We start from the raw sequence: 15,714 nt of genomic DNA, 5'->3' as shown, positions 1-15,714 counted from the left end.
GCCGGGCATGGCGGAAAGCCGGCATTTGCGCATCGCTTTCCGCCCGTGCCATCCCATATGCTTCACGCAAGGCGCACGCATGCCGGCCATAACCGAATTGGGCGCTTCGAGCCGGCCGCTGATAGGCATCGCGCTGAAGGTAATGTCGGTGACGATCTTCGTCTGCATGTCGTCGCTGATCAAGTATTCGGGCGATGTGCCGCCGGGGCAGATCGTCTTCTTCCGGTCCTTCTTCGCCATCTTCCCGATCTTCGCCATGCTCGCCTGGCGGCGCGAGCTGGCTACCGCCTTCCACACCACCAAGCCGTTTGGCCACATTGCGCGCGGGCTTGTCGGCGTCGTGGCCATGGCGTTGGGCTTCTACGGCTTGACAAAGCTGCCGCTGCCCGATGCGATCACGCTGAACTATGCACAGCCCCTCATCGTCGTGGTCTTCTCCGCACTCTTCATGGGCGAAACAGTGCGCATGTACCGCTGGAGCGCGGTCATTGTGGGCTTTGTCGGTGTGGTGATCGTCGCCTGGCCCAAGCTGACCTTGTTGAGCGGCGAGGGGGGCTTGGCGGCGGAGCAGGGGCTCGGCGTCATTGCTGTCCTCGCTGCTGCGGCCTGTTCTGCCGTAGCCATGCTGCTTGTGCGAACGCTGGTGCAGACCGAAAAGACGGCGACCATCGTCTTGTGGTTTTCGGTCACCGCAACCATCATGTCGCTCGTGTCGCTTCCCTTCGGTTGGACGGTACTCTCCGACGGCCAGATGCTGGCGCTCATAGGCGCTGGCCTGTGCGGCGGCGTCGCGCAGATCCTGATGACGCAATGCTATCGCTATGCCGAGCTTTCGACGATTGCGCCCTTCGAATACACGTCGATGATCCTTGCCATCGTCATCGGCTATTTCGTCTTCAAGGACGTGCCGACGCTCTACACGCTTGTCGGCGGCATCATCATCGTGGGGGCGGGCCTGTTCATCATCTGGCGCGAGCATCGGCTTGGACTCAAGCGTGCCGCCGCCCGGCGCTTCGTGCCGCCCACATCCTGACTTCTACTTGCCGACCGGCCCCTCCCGCTGCCGCAGAAAGTGCGCCGTGGCATCGTCGGCGGGAAAGAACGTTTCCAGCGCCAGTTCGGACAAGGTGACGTCGAGCGGCGTTCCGAACACGGTCGTGGTGGTGATGAAGGAAAGTTCTTCCCGCCCGACCCGCAGGCGTAGCGGAACCGCGATCGTCTCGGCCTCCACCGGGCGTTTGCGCGGTTGCGTGGGCCCGACCGGATAGGCCGCAAGTTCCTTTTCCAGCGCATAGAGCTGCGGATCGGCAAACTGCCCGTTGAGCTGCTTCAGCCGCTCCAGCACATGGTTTCGCCACTGCGCCAGATTGACGATGCGCGGCGCGATTCCCTTCGGATGCAGGCTGAGCCGCAGCACGTTCACCGGCGGCGAAAGCAGCGCCGTCTCTTCGACGCCCTCCAGAAAGGGCGCGATCGCCTCGTTGGAGGCAACCATGTTCCAGTGCCGGTCGATGGCGATGGCCGGGTTGGGGGCATGGCCGTCGAGGATCCGCTGCACCGCATCCATCGCGGGCTTCAATGCCGGATCGTCCAGGCTGCGCTCGGGAAAGGAAGGCGCGAAGCCGGCGGCCAGCAGCATGCGGTTCTGCTCGCGCAGGGGCAGCGAAAGGCTGTGCGCCAGAAGCAGCACCATATCGCGCGAAGGCCTGGCGCGTCCGCTCTCCACGAAGCTCAGATGGCGCTGCGAGATGCCTGCCTCCAGCGCCAGGTCGAGCTGGCTCAGCCGCCTCCGCTTGCGCCAGTCCCGCAGCAGGTCGCCGGGGCTGTCATTTTCCATACTTCTCGTGTCCATGGCCGCAAGCTACCTCGCCTGAAGCATCAATACCATTACCTCCCGCGTAATCGCCTTGAGCGCCGGGAACGGTCAATCTTTCGGCGTGAACCGGCAAGCGCCGGCCAATCAAGGAGAACGATCATGAGCCAACCCATCACCTCTTACCTTCGCAAGGTCCTCCTGCTGGATGCAGCTGTCAGCGGCGCGGCGGGCGTTCTGATGATCGCCGGAGCGGGCATCCTGTCCAGCCTGCTGGCATTGCCGTCCGGGCTTTTATTCTGGTCCGGCCTCGTGCTCGTGCCCTTCGTGGCGATGCTGGTCGCCGTCGCCCGCCGGCCGAGCGCGCCGCGTCTGGTGCTCATCGACATCGTGGGCGTCAACGTTCTGTGGGTGATCGCCAGCTTCGCGATCATGGCCGTTGGTATCATCCAGCCGAACATGCTGGGTGTGTTCTTCATCACTGTGCAGGCCCTGGCGGTGGCATTGTTCGCCGCGCTCCAGGCGGCAGGGCTGCGCGCGACCGCGGTGCCCGGTTAAGCGTCCAGCCGTGCTTTCACCGCGAGAAAATCGCGCCATGCCAGCTTCTTGTGTGCGGGGTTGCGCAACAGATAGGCGGGATGCAGCGACGGCAGGGTGGCGATTTTCACGCCGCCCGCCGTTTCGTGTTCGGCCCATTTGCCGCGCATCCGCATGATGCCGGTCGTGGTCCGCAGCAGGAGCTTGGTTGACGGATTGCCCAGCGTCACCAGAACTTTCGGGTTCACCAGTTCGATATGCCGCTCGATGAAGGGACGGCATATCTCGGTCTCGATGGGTGAGGGATCCCTGTTGCCGGGCGGTCGCCACGGGATAACGTTCGATATGTAAGCCGATGTGCGGTCGCGTCCGATCGCCGCCAATATGCGGTCCAGGAGCTGCCCCGAGCGCCCGACGAAGGGCAGGCCCTGCAAATCCTCGTCCCGCCCCGGCGCCTCGCCCACCAGCATCAGGTCGGCTTGCGGATTGCCGTCCGCGAAGACCAGGTTCTTTGCAGTCAGCTTCAGATTACAGCCGTCGAAGCTCTCCAGGATCGACCGCAACTCGTCCAATGTCGCCGCCTGCCGCGCCAGCTCGCGGGCTCTCGCCGCCTGTGCCTCGTCGGGCACGCTGGCCGCCGGCGCAATGGCAGGCGCGGGGATGCGCTCGGATCGGGCGGCCAGGGCAGGGGCAGGAGCCGGGGGAGATGATGGCGCACCGCCTGCAGCGTTGCCGCGCGTCTCGGCCGGCCTCTCCCGTGCCGTCGGTCGTTCCGAAAAACGGTCGACAGGCTCCTCGCACAATGCCTCCTCGACGCCGGCATCGGCATAAAAGGCAAGCAACTCCCGCAGGCCGAAATTTGTGTCGGTGGCTTCTGGTTTCATGGCGTCAATCTTGTCCCTCGGGCGCGCCAATGCAAGCTCAGGACAGAGGAATGCGCGGGTCCTGCACCAGATAAAACGGCGAAACGGGCGTCAGGTCGGTGATCAGGATGGAGAAACTGGCTGACTTGTCCGGGTCGACCTTGCCCTTGCGGAAGAGGAGCCGGTCATGCGGCTCGAAATTGCGGTCATGAAGGTCGAAGCGGTCGGAATGCATTCCCCGCGGCTCGATCCGCCGCTGGTCGAACGACAGCCCGTCGCCATAGGTGCTGGGCCGCCCCGGTTCCTCTTGCAGCTCGAACTGAAATTCGATCCAGCCGAGTCCGCTCGCGTTGCGTGTGCGCAATGTCAGGTAAAGAGCCGTGCCGAGCGATCCCGGTATGATGCGCGGGCCGGCGTCCGGCCCGTATCCGCTGATGACGAGCACCACCGGACTTGCCGAGTAGAACTCCTGGGTCAGCACCACTGGATCCTGCCGCGTTCCCTCGCCATACGCCTCGACGATGCGGAAGCCGCCCATCTCGTCGGAAAAACGATATCCGCCTGCCGGCCATTGCCCGTCATCGGCTGGCCCTGCTGCGGGAATGATGAAGGCAGCGGAAACCGCCGCCAGAATTTGCGACAGGCTCCACATGTCCCTACCTTTCGGCCATCGAGTGCCGCCGCGCTCATTGTAGCGCATCCGTCGCTCTCAGGGGAGGGGAACTTGATTTACCTTTACGTAAAAGAATAAAGTGGTTCAGGGAATAAAATCTTGCCCAGGCCGGCCCTGTTCGGACAACCGAACATGCGCTATAGGCCGGACAGCGAAAAAAGGCAGCCGGCGCATCGTTGGCGTGGCAACCGGGGAGACAGGAATGAGCGAGACCGAGCGCGAAAGCATGGAATTCGACGTTGTCATCGTCGGCGCGGGGCCCGCAGGGCTGGCCGCTTCCATCAAGCTGAAGCAGCTCAATCCGGAGCTTTCCGTGGTCGTCCTGGAGAAGGGCGGCGAGGTCGGCGCGCATATCCTGTCCGGTGCGGTCGTCGACCCGATCGGCATCGACCGCCTGCTGCCCGACTGGCGGGAGGACGAGAGCCATCCCTTCAAGACGCCGGTCACGGACGACCGGTTTCTGGTGCTGGGGCCGGCTGGCTCGCTGCGCCTGCCTAATTTCATGATGCCGCCGCTGATGAACAATCATGGCAACTACATTGTCTCCCTCGGCAACGTATGTCGCTGGCTGGCCGAGAAAGCGGAGGCTTTGGGCGTCGAGATATATCCGGGCTTCGCCGCCGCCGAGTTGATTTACAACGACGAAGGCGCGGTCATCGGCGTGGCCACCGGAGACATGGGCGTTGAGCGCGACGGCAGCCACGGCCCCGCCTATGCACCGGGCATGGCTCTGATGGGCAAATATGTGCTGATCGGCGAAGGCGCTCGCGGATCACTGGCCAAGCAGTTGATCGCCAAATTCAACCTCGATGAGGGCCGGCAGCCGCCCAAATTCGGCATCGGCCTCAAGGAATTGTGGGAAGTGAAGCCGGAAAACCACCGGCCCGGCCTGGTGCAGCATTCCTTCGGCTGGCCGCTGGACATGAAGACGGGCGGCGGCTCCTTCCTCTATCATCTGGAAGACAACAAGGTCGCCGTCGGCTTCGTGCTGCATCTCAACTACAAGAACCCCTACATCGCACCTTTCGAGGAATTCCAGCGCTTCAAGACGCATCCCGCGATCGCTCCCACCTTCGAAGGCGGCAAGCGCATCTCCTACGGCGCGCGCGCCATCACCGAGGGCGGACTGCAATCCGTGCCGAAGATGTCCTTCCCGGGCGGCTTGCTCATGGGGTGCTCGGCCGGTCTCGTCAATGTGCCGCGCATCAAGGGTTCGCACAACGCGGTGCTGTCCGGCATCCTGGCTGGGGAACACGTTGCCGAAGCGCTTGCCGAGGGGCGCGAGAACGCCGACCTGACCTCTTTCGAGGAAGCATGGCGCGCCTCCGACATCGGCAAGGATCTGAAGCGCGTCCGCAACGTCAAGCCGCTATGGTCGCGCTTTGGGACGATCCTCGGCATCGGCCTTGGCGGCTTCGATATGTGGACCAACCAACTCCTGGGCTTCTCGTTCTTCGGCACGTTGAAGCACGGAAAATCCGATGCCGAGACGTTGGAGCCGGCCGAAAAGCACCAGCCTATCGACTATCCCAAGCCGGATGGCGTGCTCACCTTCGACCGCCTGTCCTCGGTCTTCCTGTCCAACACCAATCACGAGGAGGACCAGCCGGTCCACCTGCTCGTCAAGGACATGGAACTCCAGAAGAATTCGGAATTTGCCGTCTTCGCCGGCCCTTCGACCCGCTACTGCCCGGCGGGCGTTTACGAATGGGTCGATGCCGACGGCAACGCGCTGGCCGGAGGTCCGGGAGCATCCGAAAAGGGTGGCGAGGCCAAGGCAGGCCGGGAGCCCCGCTTCGTGATCAACGCGCAGAACTGCGTCCACTGCAAGACCTGCGACATCAAGGACCCCAACCAGAACATCGACTGGGTGCCTCCCCAGGGCGGCGAGGGACCGGTCTATACAGGGATGTAGTTCTGCCTTTGGCATTTGCGGTCGAGTGGCATCACCCGACGTCCGCATAAATGTGGTAAAAACAATTAGGTGGAGCGTCCTTTATACGGTCAGGTGGATGCGCGGCACTCTAGCGTTCGGTCTTGGCCTGGAGGACCGGCTGTTCCTCGCTGCCCGGTTCGATCTCGAACGTCAGCAGCACCGGAAGATGGTCCGATCCCACGTCTTCCAGCCGCTCGATCGACAGCGCCCGCACGCGCCCCTTTGTCAGAACGTGGTCGATCGGCAAGCCGGCATAGCGGCGCAGCAGGTCCGGCAGGGGCCGTTTGAGCCATGTCGGCCCTACCAATCGAGGCGCCGTCAATTCGCCGGCCGCCTCGACCCTGCGCGCCGTCACGCTCCACGGCGATGCGTTGAAGTCGCCGGCCAGAATGGCGGTCGGGCCGAGCGTCTCCAGCACCGGATACACCCGGTTTACGTGCTCATGCTGGTCGAAGGGCCAGGGCCAGCCCAGATGCAGCGCGGCGACAGTGATGGTGTTGCCGCCCAGACTGATGCTGGCCGTCGCCATTGACCCGCGATCATGGCAGGCAGCGGCCGCCGGATGCCGGAAGGGTCGACGCGACAGGACGGCGACGCCCCCGATAAAGGCCCGCGCCCGGCAGACGATGCGGTGAGAATAGGCCCCGTCGATGAAGGCGAGCTCGGTGCGCCACATGTCGGAGACTTCGTTGAGTGTCACGATATCCGCGTTCGAGCGGCCGATCAGGGACAATACCGCTTTCGGCGTTGCGTTGTCGTAGCGCAGGTTGAGATGCAGGAGCCGGTATCGGGCCGAAGGCGTATCCGATGCGACGGCTTCCGCAAGCTTGCCACCATATAGCGAGGTCGATCCCGCAGCGGCCACACTCAATATCAAAGCAGTCAGCCCGATCTGGCGCCAGCCGCGGAAGAACAGGAGCGGTAGGGCAAGGATGGCCACCAGCGCGGCCAGGTGAAGGCGGAAATGTGCCAGCGCATCGAAGACCGGATGCAGCGCACCCCAATAGCCCGCAACCAGCGGCAACGTCGCGAACATTGCCGATACGGCCAGCAACGGGCAAATCCAACGGCGGTGGCCCCGTGATTTGGACGCACCACCTGCTTCCATCGTCCCCGCCATCGCTTGTGCCCGCTACTGGAACGCCGTTTCCGAAAAGCTTCTGAGCTTACGCGAATGCAATCTCTCCGGCGGCATCGCCGCCAGCTTCTCGACCGCACGTATGCCGATCTGCAAATGCTGGGCAACCTGCCGCTTGTAGAAATCGGTGGCCATGCCCGGCAGCTTCAATTCCCCGTGCAGCGGCTTGTCTGAAACGCACAGAAGTGTGCCGTAAGGCACGCGGAAGCGGAAGCCGTTGGCGGCTATCGTGGCCGATTCCATGTCGAGCGCGATGGCGCGTGACTGTGAAAGCCGCTGCACCGGCCCCCGCTGATCGCGCAGTTCCCAATTGCGGTTGTCGATGGTCGCGACCGTGCCTGTCCGCATGATCCGCTTGAGATCATAGCCGGAAAGCCCGGTGATTTCCGCCACAGCCTCCTGAAGTGCCACCTGCACCTCGGCCAGGGCCGGCAGCGGCACCCATACTGGCAGGTCGTCGTCGAGCACATGATCTTCGCGCACATAGGCGTGCGCCAGCACATAGTCGCCCAGCGCCTGGGTGTGGCGCAGGCCGGCGCAATGGCCGAGCATCAGCCATGCATGCGGCCGCAGCACCGCGATATGATCGGTAATGGTTTTGGCGTTGGACGGGCCGACGCCGATATTGACCATGGTGATCCCGCAATGGTCGGCGCGGGTCAGGTGGTAGGCCGGCATTTGCGGCATGCGCTGCAACGCCGTCTCCGGCGGCGTGGTTTCTCCGGCCTGCGTCATGATGTTGCCCGGCTCCACGAAGGTCTCGTAGCCTTCGCCTCCCCGCGCCATCGCCCCCCGCGCATAGGCGCAGAATTCGTCGATATAGAACTGGTAGTTGGTGAACAGCACGAAGTTCTGGAAATGGTCGGGTGCCGTCGCCGTATAGTGCGAAAGCCTGTGCAGCGAGTAGTCGATGCGCTGCGCGGTGAACGGCGCCAGCGGCATCGGGTCGCCCGGCGTCGGCTCGTGGGTGCCGTTGACGATGTGGTCGTCGGTGGAGTTCAGATTGGGCACGTCGAAAAGATCGCGCAGCGGCCGCTTGAGCCGGTCCGCGACCGAGCCTTCCACATAGGTGTCCCTCAGGAAGGCGAAATGCAGCGGTATCGGCGTGTCCGATTCACGGACGATGATCGGCACCCCATGATTGCGGATGAGAAGCCCGAGCTGCTCGATCAGATAGGGGTCGAAAAGATCTGGCCGGGTGATCGTGGTGCGATAGGTGCCAGGTTCCGGCACATGCCCATAGGCAAGCCGCGTGTCGATCTGCGCGAAGGATGAGGTCGCGAGGCTGACTTCGGGGTAGTAGGCGCGATACCGACGCCCGCTCTCGCCCGTCTTGGCGACATGGGCAAAGGCGTCCCGCAGGAATGCGGTGTTGCGGTCGTAGATGACTTTCAGCGCATCGACCGCCGCGCGCGGATCGGAAAAGGCCTGCCGCGCTATCGGCTCGGGGCTCGAAATGGTCTCAATCGGTTGAGGATAGATTCGCTTGTCCATATCCCATTATAGGTGTTCACGATGACGGTTTCGAGGCCCTGAATCCTCTTCGACGAGCATATACAGGTACAGGAAGTCTACTGCGCCCGCCGCAAGCTCACCATCAGGACGAAGCCGGCCCCGCTGGGCTTCTTGTAGGAGCCTTCGATGATGTTTTCGTTGCCGGCCCGCACCGAGCTGACGGCTGCCAGGGGAACACTGACCATGCAGGCAAGCGCGATAACCCGTGGAAGCATGCGTATGCCGTCCGTCATGAAATTTCTTGCCTTCATCTTTCACCTGCCCGCCCGCCAGGGGCGACTTGCGAGCCGCGCTCAGATAGCGCAGGCGCTCTTGTCATCATGATCGAGGCAGGAGTTCACAGTTAGGTTCGCGCGCCACTTGCCATTTGTACGGCTTGCCTCGGCCACCAGCACCGCTGCGAACATGCCGGCAATCGCCGCCAGCACACAGATTGCCGTAAAGCCGCGCGTTAACATGGGGTGTCTCCTTCATCGTTCCGGCAATATGCCCGGACGCGCCTGAACGGTGACTGAGAAGGCTATTCATCAACCGTTCAGCTTTATAAACACGAATAAGTTATCCATTCAAAATACCGTAAACGGAATCGTTTGTCGATCATTCCGGCTGTCTCTTGCACTATCATTGCGAAACGGCTGCATCGCACTTATGTCTTCAAACAAACAGGAGAAAGAGCCGAATGATTGAGCAACATCAACCGATAGAACTGCATTATTGGCCGACGCCCAATGGCTGGAAAATCTCCATCATGTTGGAGGAACTAGGCGTTCCCTACGAAGTGCATTATGTGAACATAGGCAAGGGCGAGCAATTTCGGCCCGAATTCTTGAAGATCGCGCCCAACAACCGCATGCCGGCCATCATCGATCCGGAGGGACCGGGCGGCGAACCGATCTCCCTCTTCGAATCGGGAGCCATCCTCCAGTATCTGGGCCGCAAGTTCGGCACGTTCTACCCGCAGGACGAGCGCCAGCGCGTGGAAGTGGAGCAATGGCTGTTCTGGCAGATGGGCGGCCTCGGCCCGATGGCGGGGCAGGCGCATCATTTCCGTCAATATGCACCGGAAAAGCTGCCCTATGCAATCGAGCGATACACCAACGAGGTCAACCGCCTCTACGGCGTGATGAACAGGCGCCTTGCCGACCGCGATTTCCTGGCCGGCGATTATTCCATCGCCGACATCGCGTCCATCGGCTGGGTGAAACCGTATGAACGTCAGGGCCAGGACCTGAACGATTTTCCCCATCTCAAACGCTGGTTCGAGACCATCATGGCCCGCCCCGCGGTTCAGCGCGGCCTTGCGGTAGGCGAGGAAAAGCGCGGCAACATCGCCGAGGACAAGGAAGCGCAGAAGGTCCTGTTCGGCCAGCGCGCGAGCTGACCTTCCTTCGAGCGCTGCAAAAGGGCCGTGCGTTTCGCGCGGCCCTTCTCGTTGCGCGGCGCGTTACATTCGCGACCAGGTTTCGTTGCGGCAGATCAACCCGCCAAGCACGCAACCGCCCATCTTGAACGAGTTGCCGCTGAGGCTGCCTTTGCCTGAATATGTCTTATCGTTGGCCGGGTCCGTCACCGTTCCGGTATATTGACCGTTGTCTTCCGGCTTGAACTTGCCGATCTGCTTGCCGGCGTGCTCGCCCGTCTTCAGCGTGATGCAGTACTGGCCGCCGCACGGCACGATCTCGGCCGTGTTGCCCGATTTCGTCTTCCAGCGTCCCTCGATAGGATCGGCGAACGCCGCTCCGCCCGCCATCAGCAACGCGATACCCGTCAACAGCACTCTGCGCATGGTCCCGTTCCTCCCTGTTCGACCGCTCAATTGGCTTACGCAGACGTAAGAGTAATGCAACGGCGCGGCGAGCGAAAGAGGATTTCACTTGCTGCCGTCAGCCGGTCCCCAGCCGCTCCCCAGCCGCTCCCATGCGTGCCGAAAGCCGTTTCGTGGTTAGGAAAGCGTTGCCCCCTCTCGTACGCATTTTAACGAAGCAGCGTCCGAAAGCCCGGCAATCCGGACTTCCTATCCTTAACGGATCCTACCCGTTTACCGAATGTTTGAACTTTGTTTTCGCCTGATTAATCAAGCTGTTTAACGCCGATTTCAATCCTCTCCGCCATTCTTCGATCCATCGCAGCACCGCTCCAGGGGACAAGGAGGGCGGGCCGCTCTCAGGAAGACAGGGGACTTGAAAATGGCACGTTTTGACTTTCAGGAAGCAGGTTCAGGCGCCATCGGGGCAGGTGCGCAGGCCGATGTGATCTTTCAGCTCGGCATGATGTATGCGACCGGCCGCGACTGCGACGTCGACCTGGTCGCGGCGCACAAATGGTTCAACATCGCGGCCATCAAGGGTTCGGCCCGCGCTGCCGAGCTGCGCACCGAGCTGGCGGCCAATATGTCCAAGATCGAGATCGCCCGCGCCCTGCGCGAGGCGCGCGAATGGATGACAATGCATTGAGTTTCACAGCATGATCCCGAAAAGTGGATACCGGTTTTCGGACAAGGTCATGCTCCAAGGTAGTGCGGGGGCACCGGCTCACGAGCCGAAGAGCGCCGCGCCGGGCTGAGGAAGCCGGCGCGGCGTTGTCGTTTTGCCGGAACCTTTAGAACCAGCACAGCCTCTCAGCCCGCTTCGTCGAACCGCACCAGTACCATCCCGTCGGTGACCTGCGCCCCCTCCATCGCAATTTCGGCGACGACACCGTCATGCGGCGCGGTGATCGTGTGCTCCATCTTCATCGCCTCCAGAACCAGCAGCGCCTGGCCCTTGGCGACAGTATCGTTGGCGGCTACCCGCACCAGCTTCACCAGCCCCGGCATCGGTGCGCGCAGGCTGTCGCCGCCGGCCGCGCCTTCATCGGCCAGGCTGAACGGATCGAAGCTCTGGAAGACATGGCATTCCGGCCCCTCGAACACCGCCACATGCCCCGGCCATTGCACGACCCGCGCCGCCTCGTCCGGGCCCAGCGTGACGGCCTCCTCGGCACCCTCGCTGCCGCGCAGCGTGATCGAGAACCGCCCGCCGCCGAGGGCTTCCAGGGCATAGGTCCACTCTCCCTGGGCTCCCGCCAGCCGCCCGTGATGTCCAAGCCGGCTGAAGTGCCCATAGCCTTCAAAGGCGTCGAAGGGGTCGTCACCGGCCGGGGCGCGCCTTGCGCCGGAGGCTGCCAGCGCCGCCAGCGCAACGGCATGCGTTCCGGCGGTCCGGCCCTGCCGCAGCGTATCCATATGGCGGCCTATCAGGCCGGTATCGATATCGCCGGACGCAAATTCCCCATTGCGCGCAAGCCGCGCCAGGAACGGCACATTGGCCGTGCATCCGGCGATTTCCGTCTCGTCCAGCGCCTTGCCGAGCGCCTCCAGCGCCTTCGCCCGGTCGTCGGCACGCACGATCACCTTGGCGATCATCGGGTCGTAGAAAGGTGAGATTTCATCGCCCTGCCGCACGCCCGCATCCACGCGTACCGACCCGCCATCGAGCGTTTCGGGGAAGCTCAGATGATGCAGCCGGCCCGTCGCCGGCAGGAAGTCGCGCGCCGGGTCTTCCGCATAGATGCGCGCCTCGACCGCGTGGCCGGAAAGCCTGATCTCCTCCTGCCGCAGCGGCAGCTTCTCACCCGCCGCCACCCGCAGCTGCCATTCCACGAGGTCGACCCCTGTCACCATCTCCGTGACGGGGTGCTCCACCTGCAGCCGGGTGTTCATCTCCATGAACCAGAAGCGGTCCGGCCGCAGCCCGTCCGATGCGTCGACGATGAACTCGATCGTGCCGGCGCCGCTATAGCCTATCGCCTTGGCGGCGGTGACCGCCGCCTCCGTCATGGCGGCGCGCATGGCTTTTGTCATGCCGGGGGCGGGGGCCTCCTCGATCACCTTCTGGTGCCGCCGCTGGGCCGAGCAGTCGCGCTCGTAAAGATGTACTGCCCCGCCGTGATTATCGCCGAACACCTGCACCTCGATATGGCGCGGCTTGTCGATCAGCTTTTCCACCAGCACCTGGGCATCGCCGAAGGCCGCCTTGGATTCGCGCTTGGCGGACGCCAATGCTTCCGCGAAATCCTCCGGGCGGTCGACCCGGCGCATGCCCTTGCCGCCGCCGCCGGCCCGCGCCTTGATCAGCACCGGATAGCCGATCTCGTTGGCCTTGGTGGCCAGCACAACATGTTCCTGCGCCTCGCCGTGATAGCCCGGCACCACGGGCACGCCGGCCTTTTCCATCAGCCGCTTGGCCGCATCCTTCAGGCCCATGGCGCGGATGGCTTTGGCCGAGGGGCCGATGAAGGTGAGCCCCGCCGCCTCGACCGTCTCCACGAAGTCGGGGTTCTCCGACAGAAACCCGTAGCCCGGATGAATGGCCTCGGCCCCTGCCTCACGCGCGGCGGCGATGATCTTCGCCCCGTTAAGATAGCTTTCCGCTGCTGCGGCCGGGCCGATGGGAATCGCCCTGTCGGCCAGGGAAACATGGAGGGCGTTGCGGTCGGCATCGGAATAAACGGCGACCGTCTTCACTCCCATGCGCTTTGCCGTGCGGATGACCCGGCAGGCGATCTCGCCCCGGTTGGCGATCAGGATCGTGCGAAACATTGAACCTCCCGAAAAAAGACGGACCACGATGGCAGCTGGCACTCAGGCCAGACCGCCCGACGACCGCACAAAGGCGGAAAAGTAAAAGACAGCCGATCTTATAGACCGTGGAGCAGGTGCCAGGCCAGCACGCCGCGCGCCCTGGCCGCACATTCCCCTTTTACGGTGGAGCAGGGGCGTTCCGGCGGAATGGCGTTGAGGACGAAGCTGGGCTCTTCGGCCCCGGCGTTTACCGTAAGCGTACCCTTTGGACACTGATCGGCATGCCCGCCGTCTCCTAATGGTGCTGACGAATCTGTACCCGGCCCTGAGTCGGTCCGAGGCTGTCCCGCCTGCCTAAAGGCCTCCGCCACATTGCGTTCTTCGACAGTAACCGCGTCGCCCGGCACCGGGCCTTCACCGTGACACCGCTCGCGCAATGGGGTTTCCATGTCCAATCTGCTTCAAGTCCTGCTTACTTTCTTCGCTGCTCCTCACGGGAAGGCGCGCGCCGCCGCGTTTGGCCGGTGCCGACCGCCGAGCGCGCTCACAGCCCGTCCCGGGCTTCTCTCGCTGTTCCTGGCCGGGCTGTTGCTGGCGCTCGCGCCGCAGAGCGCTCAAGCGCAGACGATCCCGCCGACGTCGCCTTGTACGGTCGGGGCTGGTCAGACGCCGCCGGGGTGGACGAACGGCGTTGCGACTCCAGATTGCTCGACCACAACACATTGGGCGGGGCAAAGCGCAAATCCTTGGACTGGAGGTCCGATTCCGGCAACTCCAGACGGCAACACTACATTTGCATCCATGGGGCAGGGCGGAGGTGCTGCTGAGACGGGAGAGTCCATCTATACCCAAATGACGGGCTTGATCCCTGGCAATACATATCGTGTTCCCTTTTATGGCATCCCTAAAGGCTGGGGAAGCTATGGCCCATGTGCAGGACTGCGCCTTTCCACGGCAACCACCACGACGGATTTTGTCCTCCCAGATTCAGGCGCCTGGTCGCAGCGCGTGTTTGAATTCACCGCTACAGCATCGACGCAAACACTGACGGTCTATTCGTATTCCGGAGGGGTAAATTCGACCTGCTTCACCAGTTTCTACCTCGGCGGCGAAGTCATCGAGATCATCAAGACGGCGTCGAGCGGGGCGACGCAGGCTGGCGATACGGTGACCTTCACCATGGCGGTGGAGAACCAGGGCACCACGGAACTGACCGGTGTGTCAATTTCCGAGGACACGCTGGAGCGGCTCGACGGGACGGCGCTGACGCTGGCCACCGGCCCGACCTTCGTCTCCAGTTCCGTTGGCTCTCCGGAGGGCACCTTAGCCCAGGGCGAGACCGCCACCTATGAGGCGACTTATGAGTTGACCCAGGAGGACGTCGATGCCGGCGGCATCCGCAACAGTGCCGTTGCCGAGGGCACCGATGCCGACGGCAACCTGTTCGACGACATTTCCAGCGACACACCGGGGGTGGACGAGAACCCGACCGTCGTGACCATCGCCGCCGCTCCCTCCTACGACTTCATCAAGGAATCCGCCCACGACGACGCCGACAGCAATGGGCGTGTCGATGCCGGTGAGACGATCGCCTACACCTTCACCGTCGAGAACACCGGCAATGTGAGCCTGACCGATGTGGTTGTGACGGATTCGCGCGCCGTCCTTTCGGGCAGCCCGATACCCGGGCCGCTGGCGCCGGGCGCGGTGGACACGACCAGCGTGACCGGCACCTACACGGTGACGCAGGCCGATATCGATGCCGGCGATCTGGACAATCTGGCCTCGGCCACGGCCAAGGACCCGGGCGGCAATGACGTGACCAAGCAATCGCGCCCGCCGAATGGCGCGGAAGGCGAGCCCACCACCGTTCCGGGTTTCGCGCAGATCGCCGATTACGACTTCGTCAAGGAAGCAAGGCATGCCGACGCCAACGGCAACGGCCTGTTCGATTCCGGCGAGACGATCGACTACACGTTCACGGTCGAGAACACCGGCAATGTGACCTTGAGCGATGTGGCGGTCACGGACAGCCGCGCCACCATCTCCGGCAGCCCGATCCCGACGCTCGCGGTGGGCCAGGTGGACACGACCAGCGTGACCGGCACCTACACGATCACGCAGGCCGACATCGATGCGGGCGACCTCGATAATGTGGCCGACGCCACGGCCAAGGATCCCAATGACGACGACGTGATCAGGCGGTCGCGCCCGCCGGGCAGCAATCGGGGAGACCCGACTAGCCCGCCGGGCGGTGTCACCCAGGTCGCCGACTACGATTTCGTCAAGGACGTGACCCAATGTCGACGCCGACGGCAACGGGCGGATCGATGCGGGCGAGGTGCTTGATTACACCTTCACGGTCGAAAACACCGGCAATGTGAGCTTGACCGATGTGACGGTGACGGACAGCCGGGCAACGGTTCGCGCCGACCTTCATATCGTGAAGAACTGGGATGCCCTCGTCGAAGGCAGGGCGTTCTACACGCCCACCATCAAGTCGGCGGACTACGGCTTCCTGGCCGCGCTCTACCGCCATGTCGGCAACAACTTCAAAGTCGGCGCAGGCTATAATTTCGGCCGGTTCTCCGACGATCTGCGCGACCTGACGCTGGACGACAAGGGACCGTTCCTCAACGTCGTCGGAAAGTTCTGAACCATCAGAAACCTGCCTCCCC

General features: G+C 63.3%; 16 protein-coding genes. 7 read left to right on the top strand and 9 right to left on the bottom strand.

The annotated features are described in order from the left end of the window. Nucleotides 1–79: 79 nt before the first annotated feature. Nucleotides 80–1,033: a DMT family transporter gene (locus N1058_RS01170; protein ID WP_265515647.1), complete on the top strand. Its 954-nt coding sequence runs from the start codon at nucleotides 80–82 to the stop codon at nucleotides 1,031–1,033. Between the two features lie 3 nt (nucleotides 1,034–1,036). Here the strand turns inward: N1058_RS01170 and N1058_RS01165 are convergent, their stop codons facing one another. Beyond that, nucleotides 1,037–1,852 carry a helix-turn-helix domain-containing protein gene (locus N1058_RS01165; protein WP_265515646.1) on the bottom strand — a complete coding sequence of 272 codons (816 nt, stop codon included), beginning with the start codon at nucleotides 1,850–1,852 and terminating at the stop codon, nucleotides 1,037–1,039. 123 nt (nucleotides 1,853–1,975) lie between these two features. On the opposite strand from N1058_RS01165, the gene N1058_RS01160 reads away from it, so the two are divergent. Further along, on the top strand, nucleotides 1,976–2,371 hold the full coding sequence (locus N1058_RS01160) for a hypothetical protein (RefSeq protein ID WP_265515645.1): 396 nt from the start codon (nucleotides 1,976–1,978) through the stop codon (nucleotides 2,369–2,371). On the opposite strand, the gene N1058_RS01155 is transcribed toward N1058_RS01160, so the two are convergent. Beyond that, a complete protein-coding gene (locus tag N1058_RS01155; protein WP_265515644.1) occupies nucleotides 2,368–3,234 on the bottom strand; it encodes a uracil-DNA glycosylase in 867 nt (288 codons plus the stop codon). The genes N1058_RS01160 and N1058_RS01155 overlap by 4 nt on opposite strands. 37 nt (nucleotides 3,235–3,271) lie before the next feature. Next, nucleotides 3,272–3,913 carry a hypothetical protein gene (locus N1058_RS01150; protein WP_265515643.1) on the bottom strand — a complete coding sequence of 214 codons (642 nt, stop codon included), beginning with the start codon at nucleotides 3,911–3,913 and terminating at the stop codon, nucleotides 3,272–3,274. Between the two features lie 175 nt (nucleotides 3,914–4,088). Between N1058_RS01150 and N1058_RS01145 the strand changes: the two genes are divergently transcribed. Further along, nucleotides 4,089–5,801 carry an electron transfer flavoprotein-ubiquinone oxidoreductase gene (locus tag N1058_RS01145; protein ID WP_265515642.1) on the top strand — a complete coding sequence of 571 codons (1,713 nt, stop codon included), beginning with the start codon at nucleotides 4,089–4,091 and terminating at the stop codon, nucleotides 5,799–5,801. 109 nt (nucleotides 5,802–5,910) lie between these two features. Here the strand turns inward: N1058_RS01145 and N1058_RS01140 are convergent, their stop codons facing one another. From N1058_RS01140 to N1058_RS01125, 4 genes are all read right to left on the bottom strand, one after another. Next, entirely contained in the window at nucleotides 5,911–6,876 is a 966-nt protein-coding gene (locus N1058_RS01140; RefSeq protein ID WP_265515641.1) for an endonuclease/exonuclease/phosphatase family protein, read from the bottom strand. A 78-nt stretch (nucleotides 6,877–6,954) separates the two neighbouring features. Next, on the bottom strand, nucleotides 6,955–8,454 hold the full coding sequence (locus N1058_RS01135; RefSeq protein WP_265515640.1) for an AMP nucleosidase: 1,500 nt from the start codon (nucleotides 8,452–8,454) through the stop codon (nucleotides 6,955–6,957). Between the two features lie 77 nt (nucleotides 8,455–8,531). Next, complete coding sequence (locus N1058_RS01130) at nucleotides 8,532–8,726, bottom strand: hypothetical protein (RefSeq protein WP_265515639.1); 195 nt, start codon at nucleotides 8,724–8,726, stop codon at nucleotides 8,532–8,534. A 42-nt stretch (nucleotides 8,727–8,768) separates the two neighbouring features. Beyond that, entirely contained in the window at nucleotides 8,769–8,933 is a 165-nt protein-coding gene (locus N1058_RS01125; RefSeq protein ID WP_265515638.1) for a hypothetical protein, read from the bottom strand. A gap of 221 nt (nucleotides 8,934–9,154) precedes the next feature. Here N1058_RS01125 and N1058_RS01120 point away from each other — a divergent pair, with 221 nt between their 5' ends. After that, entirely contained in the window at nucleotides 9,155–9,856 is a 702-nt protein-coding gene (locus N1058_RS01120) for a glutathione S-transferase family protein (protein ID WP_265515637.1), read from the top strand. 63 nt (nucleotides 9,857–9,919) lie between these two features. Here the strand turns inward: N1058_RS01120 and N1058_RS01115 are convergent, their stop codons facing one another. Beyond that, the gene (locus tag N1058_RS01115) at nucleotides 9,920–10,261 is read right to left on the bottom strand and encodes a DUF2147 domain-containing protein (protein WP_265515636.1); all 342 of its coding nucleotides are present in this window, start codon (nucleotides 10,259–10,261) and stop codon (nucleotides 9,920–9,922) included. A gap of 400 nt (nucleotides 10,262–10,661) precedes the next feature. Between N1058_RS01115 and N1058_RS01110 the strand changes: the two genes are divergently transcribed. Continuing rightward, a complete protein-coding gene (locus N1058_RS01110) occupies nucleotides 10,662–10,928 on the top strand; it encodes an SEL1-like repeat protein (RefSeq protein WP_265515635.1) in 267 nt (88 codons plus the stop codon). A 164-nt stretch (nucleotides 10,929–11,092) separates the two neighbouring features. On the opposite strand, the gene N1058_RS01105 is transcribed toward N1058_RS01110, so the two are convergent. Then, nucleotides 11,093–13,054 carry an acetyl-CoA carboxylase biotin carboxylase subunit gene (locus N1058_RS01105; RefSeq protein WP_265515634.1) on the bottom strand — a complete coding sequence of 654 codons (1,962 nt, stop codon included), beginning with the start codon at nucleotides 13,052–13,054 and terminating at the stop codon, nucleotides 11,093–11,095. 990 nt (nucleotides 13,055–14,044) lie between these two features. Here N1058_RS01105 and N1058_RS01100 point away from each other — a divergent pair. Further along, nucleotides 14,045–15,385: a DUF7507 domain-containing protein gene (locus tag N1058_RS01100; RefSeq protein ID WP_265515633.1), complete on the top strand. Its 1,341-nt coding sequence runs from the start codon at nucleotides 14,045–14,047 to the stop codon at nucleotides 15,383–15,385. Continuing rightward, on the top strand, nucleotides 15,378–15,692 hold the full coding sequence (locus N1058_RS01095) for a DUF7507 domain-containing protein (RefSeq protein ID WP_338040603.1): 315 nt from the start codon (nucleotides 15,378–15,380) through the stop codon (nucleotides 15,690–15,692). The genes N1058_RS01100 and N1058_RS01095 overlap by 8 nt, the downstream gene beginning before the upstream one ends. The last annotated feature ends 22 nt before the right edge of the window (nucleotides 15,693–15,714 follow it).

The sequence above is a fragment of the Nitratireductor luteus genome (genome assembly GCF_026162365.1).
Lineage (GTDB): Bacteria > Pseudomonadota > Alphaproteobacteria > Rhizobiales > Rhizobiaceae > Chelativorans > Chelativorans luteus.
The sequence above is the reverse complement of the archived record's forward strand: the minus strand, read 5'-3'. Positions and strand labels throughout refer to the sequence as shown.